This is a genomic window from Streptomyces sp. NPDC044106 (genome assembly GCF_056433985.1).
In genome coordinates this window covers 87,228-109,417 of sequence record NZ_JBWKFZ010000024.1, presented here as the reverse complement: position 1 = coordinate 109,417, position 22,190 = coordinate 87,228, and the positions used below count along the sequence as shown (strand labels likewise).

Annotated in this window: 24 protein-coding genes and 1 pseudogene; 10 read left to right on the top strand and 15 right to left on the bottom strand. The window is 69.2% G+C overall.

Going from position 1 to position 22,190, the window contains the following annotated elements; genetic code table 11:
- Positions 1-167 (top strand): ATP-binding protein (locus tag AC07DI_RS33210; RefSeq protein ID WP_478908281.1); only part of this gene is annotated, 167 nt, incomplete at its 5' end.
- Between the two features lie 137 nt (positions 168-304).
- Here AC07DI_RS33210 and AC07DI_RS33205 read toward each other — a convergent pair.
- The 3 genes and pseudogenes from AC07DI_RS33205 to AC07DI_RS33195 form a co-directional block, all read right to left on the bottom strand.
- Complete coding sequence (locus tag AC07DI_RS33205; RefSeq protein WP_478908279.1) at positions 305-667, bottom strand: helix-turn-helix domain-containing protein; 363 nt, start codon at positions 665-667, stop codon at positions 305-307.
- Positions 668-965: 298 nt separating this feature from the next.
- Positions 966-1,156: pseudogene (locus AC07DI_RS33200) on the bottom strand (transposase family protein); the annotation flags it as partial.
- Positions 1,157-1,169: 13 nt separating this feature from the next.
- The gene (locus tag AC07DI_RS33195; protein WP_478908267.1) at positions 1,170-1,526 is read right to left on the bottom strand and encodes a winged helix-turn-helix transcriptional regulator; all 357 of its coding nucleotides are present in this window, start codon (positions 1,524-1,526) and stop codon (positions 1,170-1,172) included.
- A 117-nt stretch (positions 1,527-1,643) separates the two neighbouring features.
- Between AC07DI_RS33195 and AC07DI_RS33190 the strand changes: the two genes are divergently transcribed.
- A complete protein-coding gene (locus AC07DI_RS33190; protein ID WP_478908265.1) occupies positions 1,644-1,937 on the top strand; it encodes a DUF1330 domain-containing protein in 294 nt (97 codons plus the stop codon).
- 217 nt (positions 1,938-2,154) lie between these two features.
- Here the strand turns inward: AC07DI_RS33190 and AC07DI_RS33185 are convergent, their stop codons facing one another.
- From AC07DI_RS33185 to AC07DI_RS33170, 4 genes are all read right to left on the bottom strand, one after another.
- A complete protein-coding gene (locus tag AC07DI_RS33185) occupies positions 2,155-2,898 on the bottom strand; it encodes a 2-phosphosulfolactate phosphatase (protein ID WP_478908263.1) in 744 nt (247 codons plus the stop codon).
- Between the two features lie 4 nt (positions 2,899-2,902).
- Positions 2,903-3,811, bottom strand: coding sequence for a class I SAM-dependent methyltransferase (locus tag AC07DI_RS33180; RefSeq protein WP_478908277.1), 909 nt, complete (start codon positions 3,809-3,811; stop codon positions 2,903-2,905).
- A 160-nt stretch (positions 3,812-3,971) separates the two neighbouring features.
- Positions 3,972-4,313: an STAS domain-containing protein gene (locus tag AC07DI_RS33175; protein WP_478908261.1), complete on the bottom strand. Its 342-nt coding sequence runs from the start codon at positions 4,311-4,313 to the stop codon at positions 3,972-3,974.
- A 17-nt stretch (positions 4,314-4,330) separates the two neighbouring features.
- A complete protein-coding gene (locus AC07DI_RS33170; RefSeq protein ID WP_478908259.1) occupies positions 4,331-4,645 on the bottom strand; it encodes a helix-turn-helix transcriptional regulator in 315 nt (104 codons plus the stop codon).
- 202 nt (positions 4,646-4,847) lie between these two features.
- Here AC07DI_RS33170 and AC07DI_RS33165 point away from each other — a divergent pair, with 202 nt between their 5' ends.
- A complete protein-coding gene (locus AC07DI_RS33165; RefSeq protein ID WP_478908257.1) occupies positions 4,848-5,555 on the top strand; it encodes a class I SAM-dependent DNA methyltransferase in 708 nt (235 codons plus the stop codon).
- Positions 5,556-5,594: 39 nt separating this feature from the next.
- Here AC07DI_RS33165 and AC07DI_RS33160 read toward each other — a convergent pair whose 3' ends face one another.
- The 4 genes from AC07DI_RS33160 to AC07DI_RS33145 form a co-directional block, all read right to left on the bottom strand.
- Positions 5,595-6,983, bottom strand: a complete 1,389-nt coding sequence (locus AC07DI_RS33160; RefSeq protein WP_478908256.1) for a YcaO-like family protein — start codon at positions 6,981-6,983, stop codon at positions 5,595-5,597.
- 3 nt (positions 6,984-6,986) lie between these two features.
- A complete protein-coding gene (locus AC07DI_RS33155; RefSeq protein ID WP_478908254.1) occupies positions 6,987-7,115 on the bottom strand; it encodes a hypothetical protein in 129 nt (42 codons plus the stop codon).
- A gap of 154 nt (positions 7,116-7,269) precedes the next feature.
- Positions 7,270-8,085 carry a phytanoyl-CoA dioxygenase family protein gene (locus tag AC07DI_RS33150; protein WP_478908252.1) on the bottom strand — a complete coding sequence of 272 codons (816 nt, stop codon included), beginning with the start codon at positions 8,083-8,085 and terminating at the stop codon, positions 7,270-7,272.
- A gap of 207 nt (positions 8,086-8,292) precedes the next feature.
- Positions 8,293-8,529, bottom strand: coding sequence for a hypothetical protein (locus tag AC07DI_RS33145; protein WP_478908250.1), 237 nt, complete (start codon positions 8,527-8,529; stop codon positions 8,293-8,295).
- Positions 8,530-8,766: 237 nt separating this feature from the next.
- Here AC07DI_RS33145 and AC07DI_RS33140 point away from each other — a divergent pair, with 237 nt between their 5' ends.
- From AC07DI_RS33140 to AC07DI_RS33130, 3 genes are all read left to right on the top strand, one after another.
- Positions 8,767-9,033 (top strand): SbtR family transcriptional regulator, encoded by a 267-nt coding sequence (locus tag AC07DI_RS33140; protein ID WP_478908275.1) that lies wholly within the window; start codon positions 8,767-8,769, stop codon positions 9,031-9,033.
- Between the two features lie 239 nt (positions 9,034-9,272).
- Positions 9,273-10,712: a carboxylesterase family protein gene (locus tag AC07DI_RS33135; protein ID WP_478908248.1), complete on the top strand. Its 1,440-nt coding sequence runs from the start codon at positions 9,273-9,275 to the stop codon at positions 10,710-10,712.
- Between the two features lie 66 nt (positions 10,713-10,778).
- Positions 10,779-11,282, top strand: a complete 504-nt coding sequence (locus AC07DI_RS33130; protein ID WP_478908246.1) for a hypothetical protein — start codon at positions 10,779-10,781, stop codon at positions 11,280-11,282.
- 96 nt (positions 11,283-11,378) lie between these two features.
- On the opposite strand, the gene AC07DI_RS33125 is transcribed toward AC07DI_RS33130, so the two are convergent.
- The 3 genes from AC07DI_RS33125 to AC07DI_RS33115 form a co-directional block, all read right to left on the bottom strand.
- Positions 11,379-12,224: an LLM class flavin-dependent oxidoreductase gene (locus AC07DI_RS33125; RefSeq protein WP_478908245.1), complete on the bottom strand. Its 846-nt coding sequence runs from the start codon at positions 12,222-12,224 to the stop codon at positions 11,379-11,381.
- A gap of 236 nt (positions 12,225-12,460) precedes the next feature.
- On the bottom strand, positions 12,461-13,855 hold the full coding sequence (locus tag AC07DI_RS33120; RefSeq protein ID WP_478908243.1) for an AMP-binding protein: 1,395 nt from the start codon (positions 13,853-13,855) through the stop codon (positions 12,461-12,463).
- 198 nt (positions 13,856-14,053) lie between these two features.
- Positions 14,054-14,599 (bottom strand): MarR family winged helix-turn-helix transcriptional regulator, encoded by a 546-nt coding sequence (locus AC07DI_RS33115; RefSeq protein WP_478908241.1) that lies wholly within the window; start codon positions 14,597-14,599, stop codon positions 14,054-14,056.
- A 152-nt stretch (positions 14,600-14,751) separates the two neighbouring features.
- Here AC07DI_RS33115 and AC07DI_RS33110 point away from each other — a divergent pair, with 152 nt between their 5' ends.
- From AC07DI_RS33110 to AC07DI_RS33100, 3 genes are all read left to right on the top strand, one after another.
- Positions 14,752-15,504, top strand: a complete 753-nt coding sequence (locus AC07DI_RS33110; protein ID WP_478908239.1) for an SDR family NAD(P)-dependent oxidoreductase — start codon at positions 14,752-14,754, stop codon at positions 15,502-15,504.
- Between the two features lie 181 nt (positions 15,505-15,685).
- Complete coding sequence (locus tag AC07DI_RS33105) at positions 15,686-16,201, top strand: lytic polysaccharide monooxygenase auxiliary activity family 9 protein (protein WP_384256541.1); 516 nt, start codon at positions 15,686-15,688, stop codon at positions 16,199-16,201.
- Between the two features lie 251 nt (positions 16,202-16,452).
- Entirely contained in the window at positions 16,453-17,268 is an 816-nt protein-coding gene (locus AC07DI_RS33100; RefSeq protein WP_478908237.1) for an SAM-dependent methyltransferase, read from the top strand.
- A 261-nt stretch (positions 17,269-17,529) separates the two neighbouring features.
- On the opposite strand, the gene AC07DI_RS33095 is transcribed toward AC07DI_RS33100, so the two are convergent.
- Complete coding sequence (locus AC07DI_RS33095) at positions 17,530-17,955, bottom strand: pyridoxamine 5'-phosphate oxidase family protein (protein WP_478908236.1); 426 nt, start codon at positions 17,953-17,955, stop codon at positions 17,530-17,532.
- 559 nt (positions 17,956-18,514) lie between these two features.
- On the opposite strand from AC07DI_RS33095, the gene AC07DI_RS33090 reads away from it, so the two are divergent.
- Positions 18,515-22,189, top strand: coding sequence for a hypothetical protein (locus AC07DI_RS33090; protein WP_478908234.1), 3,675 nt, complete (start codon positions 18,515-18,517; stop codon positions 22,187-22,189).
- Position 22,190: the final 1 nt, after the last annotated feature.

The following is a 22,190-nucleotide window of genomic DNA, read 5'->3' as shown; positions in this document are numbered from 1 at the left end:
CGAACAAGACCTTCAGCGAGTGGGGTCAGGTCTTCGGCGACGAGGTCCTTGCCACCGCAATCCTCGACCGTCTCCTGCACCACTGCGAGGTCGTCACGATTAACGGCAACAGCTACCGGCTGAAGAACCGTCTCCAAGCTATCGAGCGGGACACCGACGTGGCCTGAGCAGTGGTGCACATAACTCTGTACTCGGTGGTGCACTCAGACGAGTACGGGGACAGCTGGTGGTGGGGCAGTGTCCAGCATGTAGATCGTCGGGCAGGGCGGTTCATCCGATCCGGTCAGCCGCCTCATTCCCCTCCCTACGATCTGGCGCATGGTGGATCCCGAGGTGACTGAGCGGAACGTCGCGCGGAGTTGGACGAGCCCGAGATGTACCGGTCGCGTCCGTCGGCCCCTGGCATGGGCCGACGGACCCGGATCTCCGTGGCATCAATGATCGCTGTCCGTCCACTTGCACCGAGGTACTGGATGACATCGGCCATCGTCCGCAGCCGGATGTCCGGTGCCACGGTGCAGCCTCGCTCTGCCAACAGCGGTCTCACTTCACCGATCGCACGGGTGACAGTGGACCGGTCGACGCCAAACCAGGAGGCCAGCACGTGGTGCGTGACACCATGGCGGAGGTGGACCAGCGTGGCCAGCAGCCGGTCGACGAAGACCAGCTTGTACCGAGCACCCGCCCCCAGGGCGCGCTGTCGCGGCCGCGCCTGAAGACGTCACTTCCTCTGCTCAGTCCATAACGGCCCAACCTCGGCGATGAGTTGGGCAATCACATCCGTTGACAGCCCGGTGATCTGCGGGCTGCCCACGATCACCGCACGCGAAGCATTCCTCGCCCGTCCAGAATCCCGCGATCAGCGTCCCGCCGACAACCATGCACAGGGTCGTAAGGCTTGCCCCGCAATGATCTCCGGGTGAGTGTGCGCGGGGCAGCGGGGGTTGAGTCGGAACCTTATGCGGGGGCTGGAGTGCGGGCAGAAGGCCGAGGTGGTCGACGATGCGGTCGGCTGACGACTTCGAGGCCCCGAACGCAGGGCAAGCTGACGCAGCGTCAAGTTGGTTCGCCAGTACGCCGTGACCGGGAGTATTCGGCCCTCCAGCGGTAAGCCCCATGGTCGACTCCGGCGTGCAGCATGAACTCCTTGACGTCGCGCTACGCGGTGATCACTCCAGCCCTCCTGCCGTCGCCGGACCCATTTCCTCGGCCCACCGTCGACTCCAGGCGTCCAGCGGGTTCAGTGCCTCGACAAGATCCCGGCCGAGCTGGGTGAGGCGGTAGCCATCACCGTCCAGGGCGAGCAGGCGGGCGTTGGACAGCTCCTCGAGCCGGGCACTGAGCACACTGGAGGACATGCGCTCGCATCGGCGCTGCAACTCACGGAAGCCGGCCGGAGCTTGGCTCAGTTCCCACAGGATCCGCATCGTCCAACGCCGTCCGAGCAGGTCGAGCGCGGCCATCACTGGACGACCCGATTCGGACCCCCGCACCGGCACACCCGGACGTGGCGCTCTGGCTCCCATACTCACTCCTTCTCACTCTTGCGCTTCGCTTCTCGAAGCATCATAGTGATTCGAAAATCGAAGCAGTTCGAGATCAACCTGCAAATCAAATGCACTCATCCCCACACTGGAGGTTCCATGCCCAAGGCCTACTGGGTCAGCGTCTACCGCACCATTTCAGACCCCGAGAAGCTCGCTGCTTACAACAAGCTGGCCGGTCCGGCCGTCCGGCTCGGGGGCGGGCGGCTCCTCGCCCGTGATGGTCGGGTCGCCGCATACGACGCCGGAATCGCCGGGCGCACCATCCTGATCGAGTTCGACAGCTTCGAGCAGGCCGTCGCGGCCCGTGAGAGTGCGGCCTACCAGGAGGCGCTGGTCGCCCTCTCCGACGGCGTCGAGCGCGACTTCCGCATCGTCGAAAGCATTGGATGACCGAGATCGGTGCCGCGGCAGGGAGATGAGAGTGCCTCGATCAGCGCGGCCTCCTCGCCACGTCGATGCTCGCGTGGGATGCACCCGCGGCATGCACCTGCCGTACGAGGTGCTCTCCCCCACCTGGCATCGGCTCCTCGACGGCATGACCCCCAAGGCCCGCCAGCCGTCCCCGCTCCGACCGGAACGGCCCGTGAGACGCCGACAACGCCAGTGATCAGTCCGTAGCCTCGTCGATCGGCGAGGGAGAGGTGGAGGGAGACGAAAAGGGAAAGGGAGAGGGTACGGCGCACGGACGTAGGACCATGAGCTCGTCCTCCTCGCTCGCCACCATGGCGAAGGGGAACCGGTCGAGTTCGAGGCAGAGTGCGACGTCGTCGGGGTGGATTCCTTGGCGCACCCCCTCCGTCAGCTCCGCGGCCGCGCGAGACTCTCCGGCACGGCGGAGGTACGCGGCCGCGTCCGTCCCCGCCCCAGTGGCCCTACAAGCGATGTACTGCGCGCATGCCAGGTCCTCGTCGGCGCGCCCGTCCTCGCCGGTGACCACGAACGTGACGCTGCCGCACTCACGTATCCGCAAGAGCCGAGCCGTCGCCTCCGCCACCACGAAACCGGCGCAAAGGACCAGTGATGCCTCCTTGACCGCAAGGGCGCCGACCGTTCCCGCCGTGGTCTGCACGACGGTGCGTCCGCCGAGGTCCAGGGACCGCAGTCGGCCCGGGGAGTTGACGGCGTCGAAGCCGGGCGCGGGCGGGCCGTCCTTGAGCGCCACCCAGTCCGGGTGGCGAGCTTTGAGCGACAGTGCTTCGTCCAGCGACTCGGCGAGAACGATTTTCTCCGCCCCCTGGGCGAAGGCCCAGGCTGCCACCGTGAAAGCACGCATGACATCGATCACGACGGCCACCGATGGGGCGGATGGGGCGTCGGCCAGCTCGGGTATACCGAGGAAGCGAGAGTTCATGGGGTCATGATCGCGTATGCCCGTCCCGAGGCACCTGCTTGGTGGCGACGTTGATGGTGTAGCGCCAAGTGTTCTGGTGCCGGTACATCTCCACTCCGCTCATCGCATTGACCAGGCGGTCCCCACACCTGAACCCGCGTGCGACGGTGTACGGCAGCCAGCCGAGCGTCGAGAAGGACCGCAGCATGGGCAGGATCCTGGCGGAGACGTCATCGACCGATTCCAGGGTGAAACCGGTCTCACCGAGCAGGCGCCCCAATTCGCCATGAGTCATCGTCAGCATTCCCGGCATGCTCGAACGATCACAGACTCGGAGAAGGGCGGAGCGGGCAGCGGGTGTGAGTTCGGCTCTGGGAGTGCTCGAATATTCGAACATCACCAGTTTCCCGCCGGGCCGCAGTACGCGGAAGAACTCGGCGAGGCCTTGTGAGAGGTCCGGTGAATGGACGAAGGACTCCATCGTGTAAACGCCGTCGAAGGAGGAATTCGCGAACGGCAGCGCATGGTAGTCGGCTCGGAGGAACCTCGTGCGACCGCGCCGTTCCTCATCACCGCCGCCGCCACCGCCACCCTTGGCCTCATCGGCCGACCGTCGCCGGGCGATGGCGATATCCGACTCGATTCCGTCGATCCCGGTGACATGAACGCCGCTCACCCTCGCGACGGTGCGCGCCGTGTCCCCGACACCGCATCCGGCATCGAGCACGGACGAGGCGGGAGGCAGGGCGAGCTTCCTGGCTGCGACAACCTCCATGCGCCGCATGGCCGCCGCGAATCTCCAGGGTGCGTCACCGGCCTCGTACCAGCCGAAGTGGCGCGTGCGTCCGAGCAGTGCGGTGTACCCCAGGCGAGACCCGAACGCCCGGTAGTACGGCATGACGCGCTGCCTGTAGTGCGTGCCGGTCACATACATCACAGCCGTAGGTTCCCGTTCTTCCTTGGCGCCTCTGCATACCCCTCGTACTTCTGTATACCCCTGCACTTCTGTATGCCCCGTTCAGGATTGACGCACGATCAGGCGCGCGCCCCGAACGGATTACCAAGTTTGAATTTGCGTTCTATTCAATTTCCGGTCAGAAGACGCGCAGGGGCAATCGCTCCCGTAGTCCGGCTCGTTCGATGGCCGTGTCGGCGACGGTTCCGGTCCAGGCGATGGCGACCGTGATGCCGACCGCGTCGAGCGCTTGGCAGATGCCGAGCAGGGTGAACAGGCCTGCGTTGTCGCAGTGGGTGAGGGCGGACAGGTCCAGCATCAGCCGGCGGCCACCGCGGGGGCGCGAGGCGACCTGCACGATCGCTTCGCGCAGTACGGCGGTGGTGTCGAGGTCCAGCTCCCCGGACAGGCATATGAGCACCACGGACCGGGCCGCCGGGACATGGCGGATCACTAGCCGGGCCTCGGTCTCTTGATCCATGTCCGTAGCTTTCCGTCTCAGCCCGCAGGCGGCCCGGTGTCCGCGGGCTGGTCGGCGAAGATGTTCAGTAGGGCGCGTGCGGGAAGTCCGGCATAGGCCGGATGCCGGAAGGGTTTGTCCAGGTGGAGCGTATATCGGTTGCGCCGCCCCACCCGTTGGCGGTGCAGGTAGCCGGCCTCTTCCAGGTCGGCCACGATGGCCTGGGCCGTCCGCTCGGTGATCCCGCAGGAAGCGGCTATCTGCCGCAACTGCACGGCCGGATCGTGCGCGATGGCCAGCAGCACCCGTGCGTGGTTCGTCAGGAACATCCATCCCCTGTTCTCACTGACCACGGCCTCAACCCCTCTCCGCCTGCCGGTCTCCCACCACAGACACCGGCGCGGCATTACCGGAAAGCTTTCTCGCCCATCTTGGTGCATGGAGGCCTGTGAGTGCCACTGGGTGCGGGGGTGCCGCGCGTGTCGCCGCCCGCGCCGGATGCGGCCTGAATCCGCACCTTGCCCTGCTCCACGCGGCACCACTACGGTCCCGCAAATGCCGGATTCCTACGCTGACTTGTCGCGGTACTACGACCTCGTCATGACCTCGGGCTACTACAACTACGACCGTTACGCGCGGACACTCCTGGATCGCGTCGGCGACGGCCGGGACCTGCTGGAACTCGGAGTGGGCACCGGCCTGGTCTGCGAGCGGCTGCTGGAACTGGGGCCTTCCGATCTGCGGATCACGGGCATCGACCACACCGACAGCATGCTGGCGCAGGCCCGCGAGCGCCTGGACGGCCAGGTGCGGCTTCTCCGCGATGACGTCCTGGACATGTCCTTTCCCTCCGCGTTCGACGCCGCCTACTCGGTCGGCGGCGTCTGGTACATCGTCCAGGACGGGAACGAGTCATGGCTGAGCAGCCATCTGTTGGAGGAGGAGGACAACCTCGTCGGGATGGCGAATGCCGCCGCTTCCATCAAGCCGGGCGGCTCACTGCTGCTCAGCGTCCAAGGGCCGCACCGGCCCCACGAAAGGCCGCTGCCCGGGGGGCTCCTGTACGCCCAGCATGTCGTCGTCGACGATGAGGGCCGGTACACCAAGGACTACTTCATCAAGCGGCAGGAGAAGGTTCTCGCCCACCAGAGCCTGCGTTTCCGGCTCTTCCCGCAGAAGACAGCCGACCGCCTGCTCCAGCAGTGCGGATTCGTTCTCCGGGAGAGCGACGAGGTGCTCTGGCGGTACGTCCGGCAGCAGTAGGGCACGCCGTCACGGCGTCCCTCGCGGCCGTTGGCGTTCTCAGCAGGTCTGGCCGCGTTGTCCGGGAAGTATGAGTGCTCCTTTGACCACGGCGAAGAAACGTTCCAGGCCGGGTACCACAGTGTGCACCGCACTGACCTCGCCGGGCAGGGCCGCCAAGTGGCGCCGGTAAGCGGTGAATCCGCGTGCCGACAGGCGGGCGAGCAGCTCGTCGAGCTGGGCTCCGGCGTTGGCCCCGGCCATGGGTCCGGCGTTGGCCTGCGGCGGTTGATCGCGGTACGCCGTGGCGGTCATCTGCGCGAGGACGTCCGTCAGGTCGAAGCGGGCGCAGCGGTGCAGTGCCGGGTAGGGCTTCAGCGCGTCGAGGCAGGCTGGTGGAGGTGGGGTGTGACGGCGGGCGACGGCGCACTCGATGAGTTCGGCGAGCGCGCCCGCCACGGCGTCGTACGCGGTCAGGGACGAGGCCTGGCCACGGAGGTGGCCATGTCCCTCGCGAGGCGCGGCGTAGGCGAGAACGGTGGGGACGTTCAGGTCGTTCGTCGCGTCGATGAGGTGGACGGGGGCGCCCGCTTCACGCTGCGCTTCGGTGTGGAGGCTGGCGAGGTCGCCGGGCAAGGTGCGCGGGTCCAGGCCGGTCGGCGCTCGCCCGAGGACGAGGGTGCGGATGGTCAGGAGCGAGCACGCGTCGCGTTCGACGGTCTCCAGCAGGGCGTGGACGGTGGCCTGGTCCTCGGTCGGGGCGAGTCCGTAGCCGGAGCTGACGGAGTACCTGGACAGGGCTCGGTAATCGGTGCGGTCACCGAGCCGGATCCGGTGGTTGCGCCCCTCGTCGCCCGCGTACCAGGGCGCGCCCAGGTAGAGCGGTACGGCGGCGTCCTTGTGTCCGGGGTGCAGTGCCCGGTAGGTGTGGCAGAGGAGTTTACTGCCGTGCATCTTCCTCAGCAGCGGTGCGCTCGCCTCGCGTGCCAACGGGCCGTCGGCCAGTTTCTCGGCTCCGGCGAAGTGGACGGCGGTGGCGCCGATGGCCGCGGGACCGGACAGGTGCCGTTCCAGAGCCTCGCACAGCGCACGGAGCCGGGCCTCCGCCCGTGTCCGCCCCTTGCCGACACCCGTCGCACCGGGTGTTCGTACGCCGTTGGCCACGTCGGTCAGGTCACATGCCCAGAGGGACATGACGCCCTCGATGTGGGCCTGCTGCCGCCAGCACGGCCGCTTGCCCCGGCTCAGGGCCGCCCTTTCGACGTTTATGGTGTCGATGCTCGCGGGATCGACGCTCGGGGTGTCGATGCTGGCGGGGTCGACGCCCGGGATGGCGATGCTCGCGGTGTCCGTCCTGACACGGTCGTCGGGCGGTGGGCATGACGCCCGTACCGTCCCGCCCGTCGGCCAGGGCATCACGGCGCCGTCGCCCCGCCCACCGGCCGGCATCTCCTACGCCTCCTCGGTCGCCGGGCCCGCCTCCCTCTTCGCCCATTCCGATGCCAGCGCTTCTTCCTCCGCCGTCAGCGGCGTGCTGTCCGAGCGCTGCGCAACCGCCATGTCGCCACCGGATGCACCCATGACGCATCCCTCCGTCGTTTCGGCTGATGTGCACGTGACCGTGGCCGTGGACCGGCCACCCTCACCACGGTAGGAATTCCCGCGCCGCCCGTAAGGGCGCGTCGAAAGCGCACAGGCGCAACGCGCCGTGTCCGCATGCGCTGCGGGGGCCCGTTCACTCCTGGAGCCGATGGTCGGTGCCGTTCCCGTCCGGGCCGGGGGTGTCCTGTCCCAGGCCCCGGCGGATCGCGATCTCCACGGGTGAGTACGCGCCGTCGGCCCGCTCCACTTCGTAGGGCGCGGCCGGCATCAGCGGCGGCTGGGCCATGAAGCGCGGGCGCACGCCATGGTGCGGTTGCGCCGAGTGCACCAGGAACGGATGGCACAGGAAGACGTCGCCCGGGGAGCCGGTGGCGAGAGCGACCGGTCGGTGGTCGGACGCCGTCACCAGGTCGGGGGCGAGGGTCAGCCCGTTCGCGCCGTCCTCCCCGTACTTCTCGAGCACCTTCGGTACGTCGAGGTGTGAGCCGACCCGGATCCGGGTCGGGGCGTCCTCCTCGCCGACCTCACTGAACAGGAACAGCATGAGCAGCGCCCGGCCCTGGGAGCGCAGGTTCGTGAAGTACCAGCTCTCGCCCTCCGGCAGATAGCTCCCCTCGATGTGCCAGCCCGCGTCGTCCGGCTCCTCCTCGTGCGGGAAGCGCAGCGGGAACGTACCCAGTGAGTAGCGCGGCTCCCAGCGTCCCGGGCCGACGAGCAGGTCGTACGCGCGGTGCAGGGAGGGGGAGTTGGGGGCGGCGGCGAAGGGGCCCTGTGCCATGCCGCCCACCCAGTGCACGGGCTGCGTCCAGGTCGACGGGTCGTCCGGGGCGCAGCCCGTCTCCCGCCACAGCAGCCGCGCGCAGTCCGCGGCCACGCGCGGCGCGACGGCGTCCTCCAACTTCACGAAGCCGTCGCGGAGGAATCGGGATACCAAGGTCGTGTCGTCCATGCGCCCATCGTGCGGTGGCACCGGCCCCGGTCACACGACATTGTCCGCACCGCTTTGGTCGGGTGCGAGGTACTCGCTCGGCGGGAGCAGGGGTCCTGCGGGAAGCGGTGCCCCTGGCACCTGGCCGCACGCGGCAAAAACGCGGTGGTGAGGAAGGCCGAAGCCCTCCTCACCACCGCGTCATCGTGCGGGTGCCGAGCGCGTGCGTCAGTGACGGCCGCCGGACTCGTAGCCCATGCCCTCGTGGCTGTAACCCGCGGCCTCGGCCCAGACGATGCCGAGCGGGCCGCCGACGCTGTCGTACTTACTGGCGAACCCCTTGTGGTTGTAGCCCACCTCGTGGTGCGGGTAGTGGTCGTCCTCGTTGGCGACGGCCGCGCCTGCCCCGACGGCCAGGACGGACACGGTGAGAGCGGCGGCGAGGATGGTCGAGCGAACGCGCATGAGTATATTCCTCCTGGAATATGCAGCTACTGTCGCGATGTCACTTGCCGCGGCGGCAGCGCCGAGTAACAGGGCAGCACCCGCTCTCCACCCGAACGGGCTCCGATGTGCCACCGCACGGCCCACGTGAGACCGGCTGAAGGTCTCTGGCTACTGGCTTCTGGTTCTGGCTAGCAGGACCAGCACTGCCGTGGTCACGGCGTCTCACCCACTCGCCGCCCAGGCCCCCGACCTGGTCTGCGGCATGAACCACGCCTGCTGCCCCCGCACGACGACAGCCAGGGCCTGTACCGGCCGGTCACCGAGACGGCCGACGCCTTCCGTGCGGCCCTCGACGGCGCATCCCGCCGCGCCCAGGCCATCGGGGCCGCGCGCCCCGACGTCACCGGTGACGACGTCTCCCTCCTCCTGCGCGCCCTCGCATACGCCACGGACCTCAGCGAAGGCGAGGCACTCGACCGGGCCGTGGGCATCGTCCTCGACGGCCTCGGCGTACCGCGCTGACACCTGATCCTTTCCGTCCAGCCTGGCCCGCGCGCCCGGCCGGCAGTTCCTCGCTCTGAACGTCACGGCGGCCGCCGGGCTGTGGTTCGCGACCAATCCGTTCGGCCTCGTCGACCGGCGTGAACTGGGTAACTCGTGGCGATGTGCGGGGTCAGGCTAGTAGGGGTGGTGGCATTGTTCCGCGTGGTGCCGGAGACTGCGCCAGGGGCGACCGTGCTCGTTTCGGAGGGAGCAGAGGCATGACGGATCCGAGCATGAACCGGACGGGGGAGGCGGCGGGCGGGGAGGCGGCAGCCGGGGAGCCGGTGCGCGCGGCTTCTCCCGGCACCGACTCGGCCCGTACCCGAACGGTCGACGCCAACCTGGCCCGTACCGGAACGGTCAACGCCAACCCGGTGCGCACCGGACCGGACAGCCCCAACCTGGTGCGCACCGGACCGGTCAGCGCCACCCTGGTCACCGGACCGGACCGCACCAACCCGTTCCGTACCGGCCCGATCCGCTACGCCACGGCCGAGCGCTTCGGTCGCCCCCGGCCTGTTCCGGACGGCGACAGCCGCCCGTCGAGCGGCGAGATCTGCCCCCAGCTGCCCTCCCGCCTCGACGCGGTGATGGGCCCGCCCCGCGACGCCCGGCCGCAGGGCGAGGACTGCCTGAACCTGTCGATCGTCACTCCGGCGAAGGACGCCTCGGCCAGGCCCGTGCTCGTCTGGTTCCACGGCGGCGGCTTCAGCAGCGGCGCCGGCCTCATGGACTGGTACGACGGTGGCGCCCTCGCAGTCCAGGGCGATGTGGTCGTCGTCGGCGTCAACTACCGTCTGGGCGCACTGGGTTACCTCTGCCTCGACGGGGTCGCCGAGGGCAACCTCGGCCTCTACGACCAAGTGGAGGCGCTGCGCTGGGTCCACCGGAACATCGCCGCGTACGGCGGCGACCCGGGGAACATCACGGTGCTCGGCCAGTCCGCCGGCGCCATCTCCGTCCGCCTTCTGATGGAACTCCCCGAGGCCAAGGGGCTGTTCCGCCGGGCCATCCTGCAGAGCGCCCCGCTCATTCTCAGCGCCCGCCCCCGCGAGCAGGCCCTCGAACTGGGACGCGTCTTCGCCTACGCGCTCGAGGAAGACCCGCGCACGGCTGCCGTCCCCGCGGTCCTGGCCGCGCAGCGCGAGACGGCCGTGGCCAATCTCCGCAGGTCAGGCAGTCCGATGGAGCCCGCGTTCCTGCCTGTGGAGGGCGCGGCTCCCCTCACCGCCCTGGGCGCGTACCTCGACGACAACGTGCGCGGCCTCGACGTCCTGTACGGATGGAACGCCGATGACATGTCCGCGTTCCCCGACGAGGGCGACGACCCGGCGGACGCGACCCGCCGGGTCTACCAGGAACCGCTCGGCCGCTTCGGGGCACGCCTCGCGCGGGCGGGCGCCCAGGTGCACGCCTACCGCCTGGACTGGCGCCCCACCGGATCACCGTTCGGCGCCACGCACTGCCTCGAACTGCCCCTGCTCCTCGGCTCCCGGGCTGCCTGGCAGGACTCACCGATGCTGGGCCGTACCCCCTGGGAGGAGACGGACCGCCTGGGCTTCGCCCTGCGCACCGCCTGGCTCCGCTTCGCGCACACCGGCGACCCCGGCGCCCTGGACGCGCCCCTCAGGCGGGTCCCGGTACCCGACCCCGCGTGAAACTGGGCCGACGATAGGTCGAGAAAGACCTGCTGGCGGGTCATCGGGGATCACGGAAGGCTGGGTTTGTCGAAACTGCACGTCGTCACCGGGGCTCCCGGTGCGGGAAAGTCCACACTTCTGCGGCATCTGAAGGCGTACCCGTTCGGCACCGTCGACTTCGACGAACTTCCGGACCCGGACGGGAACCTGCTGGGCATCGACATCACCTCCTCCTCGGCGAGCCCTGTATGGCCCGCCTACAACAAGCTCTGGGTGAAGATCGCGACCATGCTGCTGCGGTCCGGTGGACCCGTGTTGGTCCTGTCTCCGTTGACACCCGATGAATGGGCCAGTGCGGCCGCGGACACCGTGGACCCGCCACGAGTCTCCTGGGCTCGCCTCGATTGCGCCGACGCGGACAGACGTGCCCGCCTCGCCGCCCGCGGCTGGGGCCACGAGGAGATCGAGGACGCGATCAAGGATGCGGAAGAACTCCGGGGCGTGGTGGGCCGGGATTTCACCACCACCGGCCGCAGTCCCGCGGAGGCCGCCGCGGTGGTGGCCGCCTGGGTCACTCGTAGCGCGTGATGGAAAGCCGGGCGGCCAAGGAGCGCATGGCGGGGGGCGGCCGGGGGTTGAACCTCGACGACCATCCGGCACCTCCCCTCCCCCGCGCTCAAGCCGTCACAGGACGTCCGCGAGGCGGTCCACCTGATTCGGGTCGAGGCCGTAGCAGTAGAGCATGACCTCGTCGGCGCCCAGGTCGGTGAAGCGGGCGATCGCATCGCGGATCTCGTCGGGCGTGGTGAGCATTCCGGCGACCATCCGGTCGGCCATGCCGGTGAAGGTGTAGTACGCGTGCATGCGGGCCCGGGCATCGTCAATGACGTCTTGAGGGCCGAGGGCGACGTTGACCTGCGCGACGATGCGCGGTTCGCCGTCGCGGCCATACTCCTTCCAGAAGGTGCGGACGGTGTCGAACAGGCCGCCTGCCCACGAGGGCGCCGCGGCGGCGAGGAATCCGTCCCCCCAGCGAGCGACGCGTTCGAGCGCGACGGGCTTGAAGCCACCGAAGAGCACCTCGGGGCCGCCGGGCCGGGCGGGCGCGGGGCCGATCGGGCCGACGCCGTCGCCGTACGGCTCGCCGGACCAGAGGCGGCGCATCACCGCCATCTGCTCGTCGAGGCGTCGGCCTCGGGTGCGCTTGTCGACCCCGGTGACCTGGTGGTCGTCGTCCCTGCCGCCGATGCCAAGGCCGAGGACCAGGCGGCCACCGGTCATCCGGTCCAAGGTGGCCGCCTGCTTGGCGAGGAGGGCGGTATCGCGCAGCGGGGCGAGCAGCACCTCGGTCTGGACGCGGATGCGGGAGGTGGCGCCCGCGAGGACGGCGAGCGCGACCAGGGGTTCGGGGTTGTCGTGGACGAGCCGGTCCAGCAGGCCGAGCGTGCTGAAGGGTCCGGCGTCGGCGCGCTGCGCCCAGGTGAGCAGGGCATGGGGGTCGCCGATGGGCAGGCCGATACCGACGTTCATGAAAGGAGCCTCCGAAAGGAAGGGTCGACAAAGTCAGTGGCCGCCCCTCCGGCACCTCAACGAGGTGGGACGCTCCCGCTCTGCGGCATGCTTCCGGGGAACGTCTCATCGAAGTGATCCGACTTTATGGCGAGCCCTGTTCGTGGGGCAAGCCAATTTCGGCCGGTCCCTGCTGCGGCTGTTGGGGGCAGGACATCGCTATCGCCGCGGTGTAGAGGAGGTCCGCTCGCCGCCCCTCAGAGACGGCCGGTCACCACTATGCTGCCGTCCGGCGTGTGCCGCGCGAGGTAGCCGGTGCGGAGGTATCCGTCGGGGGTGAAGGACCGTGCGTTGTGGTCGGGTGCGCGGTAGTAGCCCGGCGACGTGTAAGGGCCGCGGGCGAGGAGTTCGCCGGGTTCTCCGGCGGGCACATCCTTGCCGTCGGCGTCGACGAGGCGGATCTCGTCGTCCGGCGAGAGAGGGCGGCCCTGCGTGGCGAGCACGGTCTCGTCCGGATCGGCGGGCCTGGTGAGTGTCAGCACTCCCTCGGCCATCGCGAAGACCTGCTGCAGACGGCACCCCAAGTCGGGAACCGATTCCGGGACCGCTCGTTCGGCGGTCGCCCGGTGCACGGGTGCGCCGCCGATCTGCATGAGGCGCAGGCTGCTCACGTCGGCCCGGGCCGTGGGCAGCGCGTCCACCCAGCTCTGGGCCATGGAGGGCGTCACCGAGGTGACGGTGACCCGCTCACGCTCTATGGCCGAGAGGCACTCGTGGGGCTCCGAGCTCTCGACCAGGACGACGGTCCCGCCGACGGAGAGCGTGCCCAGGATGCCGGGGCAGCCGAAGGCGAAGTTGGACTCGGCGGGCAACGGGATGAGGTGGACGTCGTCCTCGGTGAGCGACACCGGCTCGGCGGCGGCCCGCGCCTGGTAGGCGTAGTCGTTGTGGGTACGCGGAATGATCTTCAGCACTGCATCGAGGTCAGCTGTACCAAGTTCACCTGTATCGAGGTCATCGGAGAGCAGCAGCAACGCCACCTGCTCGGCGCCCCGCGCGTGCCCCCGCTCGGGCGGGGCGTCAACGGAACTCAGCGGGAAGTAGTGGCAGCCCACCGAGTCGACGGTGAGGCCGCCGTACTCGCCGTACGGGGATGAGACGTCCGGCGGTACGTAGGTGAACACCCGCCGCAGAAACACCCCTTGGGCCGCGATGTCCGCGACCATCGCCGTGTGGTCGAACCCCGCGTACGTCGACGGGCCGACGTAGCCGACGGCCTCGGTGACCCGTATGAGATGGGACACCACGGGCGCGCGGTGTGAGACCGGGCAGAACGCGGGGATCGCGCCGACGCGCATCAGCGCGAACACGGTCATGACGAACTCGGGGACGTTCGGCAGCTGGACGACGACGCGTTGTCCGGGGCCGATCCCGCGCAGTCGGAAGCCGGCGGCCATGCGGTCCACGCGCCGGTTCAGGCCCGCGTACGTGATGCGGGTGCTGCCATGAATGAGGGCGGTGCGCGGTCCGTGCTGCAGGGCCCAGCCGCGCAGCAGGTTGTCCAGCGTTTGGCCACGCCAGTGTCCGGCCGCCCAGTAGCGGTCGATGAGCGCCTCGGGCCAGGGTGTGCAGCCGTCGAGTATGGATGCCATTCGCTTCACTCCTCTTGACCTGGTCACCCAAACCGCCGACACCTGCTGCACGCAATGCGCTGTACGGACCATGGTCGCCGGCTCCTCTCAGCAGAACGTCCAACGCGCCCGGCTGACCAGGAGAAACGATCGTTTCCCCAGCAACAGCGCAGCTCAGCACCGTGCACAGGAGCCGCGAGCCGCGGGCCCCAGGCCCCGTCACTCAAGGCCCACCTGCGTGATCCGCTCGTCGCCGAGGCTCCGCTGGACGTCCGCCAGGAGTACGCCGAGCAGCGCGGTCAATTGCTCCTGTTGCTCGGAGGTGAGGCCGCTGATCAAGTCGGCCTCCCTGCCGAGCACTTGATCCACCGTCGCCTCCACAAGTGCGTGGCCGGCTTCGGTGAGGGTCACCTCGACCGTACGGGGGCGGCCCTCTCCGGGACGGCGGACGACCAGGCCCTCGCGTTCGGCGCGGGCCACGCGCTGGGAGACGGCGCCCGCCGTGACCATGGAGCGGCGGCCCAGTTCGCGGGTGGTCAAGGTGTAGGGCGTACCGCTGCGGCGCAGCACGCTGAGCAGGTCGAGGGTCGCGGTGTCCACACCCGCGCGGGCGAGGACCCGGCGCCGGTCGTCGCCGAAGAGCTTGGCCAGCTGCCAGATCGGCGTGACGATGCCGATCGACGTGGCCGGGGTGCCGGGGCGCTCGCGCTCCCAAGCGGCGGCGATGTCCCGTGCGGTGTACGTGGCGGCACCTTCCGACTCCACCTCTGCCCTTACCTCCGCCTCCGCCTCTACCTCCGCTCCAACTCCCGCTCCGGCGTCCGCTCCTGCTTCCACGGTCTCTCTCCCCTCGCGTTCGCACCAGTGGTACGTTTAGCTCTAAATTTAGGCCTCAACGAGAATGCGGAGTTCAGCTTATGGCACGCACCGTCCTGATCACCGGCGGCGGCACAGGCATCGGCCGCGCGTCCGCCCGGCACTTCGCCGAGCGCGGTGAGACCGTGTTCGTCACCGGCCGCCGGTCCGAACCGCTCGACCGCCTCGCCGCGGAGACCGGCGTACGGGGCCTGGTGTGCGATCACACCCGGCCCGAGGCGCTCACCCCCCTTCTCGCGGAGCTGCCGCGCCAGATCGACGTCCTCGTCAACAACGCCGGCGGAAACACCGACTTCGACGACGCTTCGGCACAGGATCTCGAACTCGGTGAGGAAGCCGACCTGGTCGCATACGCGCAGGCCTTCCGCGCCAACCTCGACGCGAACCTCGTCAGCGCCGCGCTGACCACCAGGGCCGTGGACAGTCGGCTCGCGGCCGGCGGAGCGGTCGTCCATATCGGGTCGATCGCCGCGAACCGAGGGTCCGGTTCCTACGGGGCGTACGGCGCCTCGAAGGCCGGGCTCTCCACCTGGAACCTCGATCTGGCACGTACGCTCGGGCCGCGCGACATCACCTGCAACGTCGTCGCACCCGGCTACATCGCGGACACCGAGTTCTTCCGGGGCCGCCTCCCGGACGAGAGGCGCGAGCAGCTCGTGGCCGCGACCGCGACGGGCCGTGCCGGGACGCCCGCGGACATCGCGGAAACGATCGCGTTCCTCGCCTCCCCCGGCGCACGACACATCACCGGGCAGGTGCTGCATGTCAACGGGGGCGCCTACACGACCCGTTGAGGTCTTGGGCCCACCGGACCACATGGCGTGAAACCGACCTTGACCGCGCCCCGCCAAAGTCTATGGTCCGGGCTAATCGACAGTCATGAACATCTGGCCCCACGTTCATCCCCACCCCTCGCCCACACAAGAGCACTTCACGCTGCACACCCCCATGAAGCAATGCAGTGAAGGAGTACGCATGGACAAGAAGCGGAAGGTCGCCGCCGCGATCGGCGCAGGTCTGGCACCGATACTCGCCCTCACCCTGCCGACCGGGTCGGCCAGCGCGCACGGATACGTCAACGCACCGCCGAGCCGTCAGGCGCAATGCGCCTCGGGCACGGTGTCCTGCGGCGAGATCAAGTGGGAGCCACAGAGCGTCGAGGGCCCGAAGGGGCTGCGCAGTTGCAGTGGCGGCAACGCCAGGTTCGCGGACCTGGACAACGACAGCAAGGGCTGGCGCGTCAGCGACGTCAGCAGGACGCAGACCTTCACCTGGACGTTCACCGCACGCCACCGCACCGCGAACTACGAGTACTTCGTCGACGGCACGAAGGTCGCCACCATCGACGGCGGAAACCAGCAGCCGCCCGCGACCGTCACCCACCAGGTCAATCTCGGCAGCGCCACCGGCAGGCACAAGGTCCTCGCGGTGTGGAACATCGGCGACACCTCCAATGCCTTCTACGCGTGCATCGACGTCAACATCCGCTGAGCCGGGAGCGAAGCAGGGGCGAAGCAGAGAAAGTGCGGGCCGAAGTCAGACGTACAGGTAGAGGTGCAGGGGTAGAAGTAGCACCATGTCAGGGAAGCATCGCCCCCACCCGCACGCCGGGTGGGGGCCTCTCGACGTCCGGGAGCGACCTGTACGCCTCGACAGCGCGAACTGGTGTGCGTCCCGCGCCGGTTGCGACGTAGGTTGTCCACGGAACAGTTCACGCCACGGCTGAAAGACGGACGGTACCCATGACCGACCCTGCCACGACGCCCGGTTCAGCGGCGCGCCACAAGATCGACACGTCGGTGCCCCACTCGGCCCGGATCTGGAACTACTGGCTGGGCGGGAAGGACAACTACCCCGTCGACGAGGCCGCCGGTGACGCGTACAGCGCCGTGTTCCCCGGCATCGTCACCGTCGCCCGCAGCAGTCGCGCCTTCCTCCAGCGCAACATCACCCATCTGGTCACCGAGGCGGGCATCCGGCAGTTCCTGGACATCGGGACAGGCCTGCCGACCGTGGACAACACCCACGAAGTCGCCCAGCGGCTCGCCCCGCAGGCCAGGATCGTCTACGTCGACCACGACCCGATGGTCCTCACCCACGCCCGCGCCCTGCTCACCTCCACCCCGGAGGGGGCGACCGCCTACGTCGACGCCGACCTGTCCGACCCCGACCGCATCCTGGCTGCCGCCGCCAAGACGCTGGACCTCAGCCGGCCCACCGCGCTCATCCTCAGCAACATCCTGGGCCACATCGCCGACTACGACCAGGCACGCGCCATCGTCACCCGGCTGATGGAGGGGTTGCCGTCCGGCAGCTACCTCTCCGTCAACGACGGGTCGCGTGGGGTTGACGCCGCCTACGAGCAGGCCCAGGACGCCTACAACGCCTCCGGCGCGGTCCCGTACTTCCTGCGCCCCGTCGACCAGATCACTGCGTTCTTCGACGGCCTGGAACTCCTTGACCCCGGAGTCGTCTCGGTGCCCTTCTGGCGCCCGGACCCCGCCTCCCCCACCCCTGAGCCCATCGGCGAACACGGCGGCCTCGCCCGCAAGCCGTGACACCCTGACCGCGGCCGACCGTTCGAAGACAGGTTCTGGGGTCCCTCAGAGCCTGTCTTTGAACCCCCGCCTGCGCCTCGACGCCCGGCACGCGCCCTCGGCGCACGGAGTTCCAGGACAGGTGGCTCCGCCACATGACCTCGAACTCCGCACACCGATCGCACGCTTCCCCAAGCTCTCGGCTCCGCTCGAGCAGGGGAGGCCCCAATCCGCCGCTGCGCCCGCGCTTCGCGCGGACGACGGGGGTTCAAAGACAGGCTCTCAAACGGAGCCGAGGTCCGACGAGTACCAGCGTTCGGGCCGCAGGTAGTAGGCGACCTGCTCGCCGTGCTCCTTGGAGGCGAACTCCACGTACGACTCGACCTTCTCGGCCGGAAGGTAGCGCGCCGACATCTCCCTCAGGTGCTCGATGGTCCCCTCCTCCGTACGGACGACGGGACCCTCCACGGAGACGTAGCGGATGGTCGGCTCCAGACGGTCGACCATCAGCGAGAAGCGTCCCGCGGCGGCGATGAGCTTTCCCTTCTTGGAATCGCGTCCGGTCATCACCCACAGCTCGCCGCCCGGGACGTACTGGTACCAGATCGGCAGCGTGAGCGGGGCCCGGCCCTCGCCCGCGTCCACGGCCAGGGCCCCGATGTGCGGTTCGGCCAGAAACTGCTCGCGCTCGTCGACACTGAGAGGCATTGCGGATCTCTTCCGTTGGCGGAGTGGTTCGGTCATCTTCCCCAACTCGCGCCCCACAGCGGCTATTCCGCGCTGCCGCGCCCTCGCCTTGACGGCCCCACGACCACATTCACTCGTTCGAGTGATAGGGGGATGCTTCCGTACGGGTGTCGCGTGGGTCCGGGAGCCTAGGTGAGAGCCGTTGTGCGGACAGCGGGCAGGGGGCAGAAGCGTGGGAAACGCGGTCGCCACAAGCGGTAGGGACCTGCTGATACTTGGGGCCCTGCCGATACCTGGTGCCTCCGGCACCCACCGCACGAACCGCCCGGCCGTCTCCCTCCGCGACACCTCCGAGGCCTCGTTCCGCTGAGGCCGGTGCAACGCCAGGCCTCTCCGGGGGCCGGGTACCCACGAGGTCGGCATTTCCGAGATGGCGCTTCTGAGACCGGCGCCACGCGATACAGGACAATCCATCCACCTCGTGCAGGCGCACTCCGGCCGCTTCTCGGGCCTGAGCCGCGTCCCTGCCGATCGAGGGATGGATCCGTGCCCCAAAGGATTCCCTTGACGGGAGAGTCAGATGGCCGCCTCCCCATCGCCTCAGCCGTACCGGCTACTGCGGGCGACCGACTTGTTGGACCTGCGTTTCACCTTCCTCGGGCTGCGTCTGGAGCGCCCACTCCTCGGCCCACGCCAGCTGGTCCGCAAGGACCCTGACCAACCGGCCTACCTGGTGGTCGCGTTCGGCCCTCAGCACGTCGCCGAACAGGCCTTCTTCGAACTGAGCCCCGGCCTGCCGGAAGCGGCCCCCTCCGGCAGCGAACCGCACAAGCCGCCGCCCGTCGCCTCACGCATCGCCGGGCGCAGCCTTCTGGTGTTCACCGTCGCCGCCGGGACCGTCGTCGAGTACACCGAAGCAGGCCTGCTCACCGCCATGCGGACACTTCCGCTGCGAGTCGTGGACGCCGCCAGTGAGCCCGCACCGGCGGCCCGCTCGGCGCACGCCGTGACCGACCGGTCCCTCGACGTGTTCCAGGCGCTGCGACTGGCCCGGACAGCGGCGGAACTGGCCGCGCGGCACGGTCCGGACGGCCTCGCCGCCGCCGAACTCTTCGCCGTGCCCGCACCGACGGCCGCCGCGGGCCCCGGCCCGGAGAACCCCTTGGCGGATGCCGCCGACCCGCGCACCGGCATCGAACTGCCGTACCGCCTGTTGCTGTCACCGCCGCCCACGGCGACATGGACGCACGCCGTCGAACTCCCCGACCCGGGCGACCGGGTCGAGCTCTGGCACACCAGGATGCCGGCCGGCCACGCCCGCGCGGTGTGGACCCGGGATCCCGGCTTCGATCCGGCCGTGCCGCGAGCACTGCCCGCCGGGGGCAACGAGTTCACCATGGCGATGGACCGCAAGGACCGTTCGTCGGTGGTGCATCTGAGCTCCAACCACAACCTGGCGGGTGGCTTCAAGCCCACGCCGCTCAGCGTCGAGCACCTCGTACTGTCCACCATGGGCGGCTGGCTCGACTCCTTCGGCCAGTGGGAGAGGCTCCCGGAAGGCTTCGACGTCACCCAGTGGCGGCACCGCGCCGCGCTGGGCCGGGATCACTACGTACGCGTCATGTACCGGGGCAGGCTGTGGCCGTTCGGGCATCTGGCGGACCTCGTCAAGGTCACCGAGCGGAAGTTCGACCACACGCGTCCGGACCGTGCCGCCTACCTCAACCAGCGGTTCTTCATCATGGTCCGCGAACCGGTGCGCGGCTACGGAGGGCCCGAGGAGAACGACGACCAGAAGCGGCTGCACCGGCTGTTCCCGTTCACCAGCGTCCGGCTGCTCACCCTGGTCACGCCCGATCTGCGGGAGCCGCAGACGATCCCCGGTCTGTCCTCCGCCGGCGGCGAGCCCAACGAGAAGCTCGCCTTCTTCCCGGTGTCCGCCGCCGAGGATCCCTTCCAGTTCCAGGTGAGCATGGTCGACCTCGCCGGCCGCCTGCTGGACTTCCGCACCCCGATGGCCTTCGTCGGCAAGCTGGTGCACGAGAACAAGGCCGATGTGCGGACCATCATCGACCACTACCGGAGCCTGTGCCCCGATCCGTCTCCGCAATCGCCCGACGCCGGTGATCCGGGCGTCCGGCGGGTCGTCGCGGATGTGCGCGGCCAGTCCCTCGCCTACGCGCCGAGCCGCAAGCCCGGTGACACGACGCTGTCCACCGGGCAGTTGGTCTGGGGCGCCGCGACCACCGATTCCATCCTCGCGCTCGACCCCACCGACCACCCCCGGTTCGTGCCGACGGTCCGCTGGGCACGAGCGGTGGTCCCGGCGCTCTCCCAGCTCGGCGGCGGTTTCGGAGCCGACGGAACGCAGTCGGTGTTCTATCCCGAGCCGTACGTACGCAACGCCTTCTCCGAGGCGAACAAGGGCCAGGTGTTCGTCGAACTGGCCGAGCCCGTCGGTCTCACGTTCCGCGACGAAGGCCAGACGTCCGGCGCGCTCGCCCAGCCCAACTTCCCGGTCGCCGGGCTCTCCCGTCTCACCGGACCGGTCGCGGCCACCCGCACGGGCCCGCCGTCCGCGGCCGCGGACGGGCAGGCGGGCGCCGACCCGCTGGACAAGTGGGCCAAGCTCGCGCAGGGCAGGTTCAACCCCCTGGACTACTTCGGCGAACTGGCCGGCGCCAAGCTGTTCGGAATGTTCCCGCTCACCGACATCCTGAGCGAGATCGGCCTCGACAACCTCAAGGCGCCGAACTTCTTCACGGCGACGGTCGACGCGGTCACCGGCTTCCTCGGCGACCTCCTCGGACTGCGTGATCTGCTGACGTCCGTCGAGGAACAGTTCCCGGAGACCGTGGATCTGATCATCCGCGTGACCGACGCCGCGGCGGCCTTCGCACAGACCCTGGTGGAGTACATCATCAGCCAGCTGGCGGACTCGCCGGACCCCACCACCATCGAGGAGGTGGAGAACGCCTTCTACGGGTTCACCGACGCTCTCACCGCGCTGCGTGTCGGCCTGCCCGCGGGCGTGGTCACCGGTGTGCGACAGCTGCTCACCCGGATCGCCGAGCAGGCCGCCACCTGGGACAGCGCGGTCGGCCAGGCCCTCGCGCTGAAAAAGGCGGTCGAACTCGCCGCTGCCGGAGCCAAGCTGCCGGACGTCGTGAACTCGCGTCTGCAGTGGCAGCCCGACATCAAGGCCTGGACTCCCAACGAGCCGACGCCGACCAGGGCGGAGGACGCCGTGTTCTGGCCGACGGGCAAGCTGACGCTCGTCACCGACCTGCGCGGCTCGCTGCGCCCGGACGTGCCACAGGCCGCCGACGTCACATGCACCCTGGGCAAGTTCGACCTGCGCATGGTCCCCGGCTTCGACGCGATCGTGCTGCACTTCGACCAGATCCGGTTCAGCATGCGCGCCGGCCAGAAACCCGATGTCGAGGTCAAGTTCGGCGGCGTCGACTTCGTCGGCAACCTGGACTTCGTACAGACCCTGCGCAACATCATCCCGCTCGACGGGTTCAGTGATCCACCGGCGATCACGGTCGACGCATCCGGGATCCACGCCAACTACTCCATGCAGTTGCCGAGCGCGGCCATCGGCGTCTTCAGCCTGGAGAACCTCTCGCTCAACGCCGTTCTGTCGGTCCCCTTCATCGGGGACACCCCGCTCCAGGCCGGTTTCGCGTTCTGCCGCCGTGAGGCGCCCTTCCGCCTCACGGTGTCGATGCTGGGCGGCGGCGGCTACTTCGGGATCGTCCTGAATCCCCAGGAGATCGCCGTACTGGACGCTGCCATCGAGTTCGGGGCCGCCGTGTCCATGAACTTCGGGGTGGCCAGCGGCAGCCTTTCGGTGATGGCCGGGATCTACTTCCGGCTCGACCTGGCCCAGAACAGCGTGACCCTCGTCGGCTATCTCCGGGCGCGCGGCGAGGTCGACGTCCTCGGCATCGTCTCCGCATCCATCGAGCTCTACATGGAGCTCGGCTACAAGGACGGCTACGCGATCGGCCGGGCCACCCTGACGATCAGCATCGAGATCGGCTTCTTCGAGACGTCGGTGACGATCAGCTGCGAGCGGAAGTTCGCGGGCAGCGGCGCCCGCACCGCCGCGCTCGCGTCCGGCGCGGCCGAACCTGCCCTCGGCCCGCCCACGTTTATGGATCTCATGTCCCCGTACGACGACCCGGTGACCGGTCTCCGCGTCGACCCGGTCTTCGACTACTGCACGGCGTTCGCGGAGGTGCGCTGAC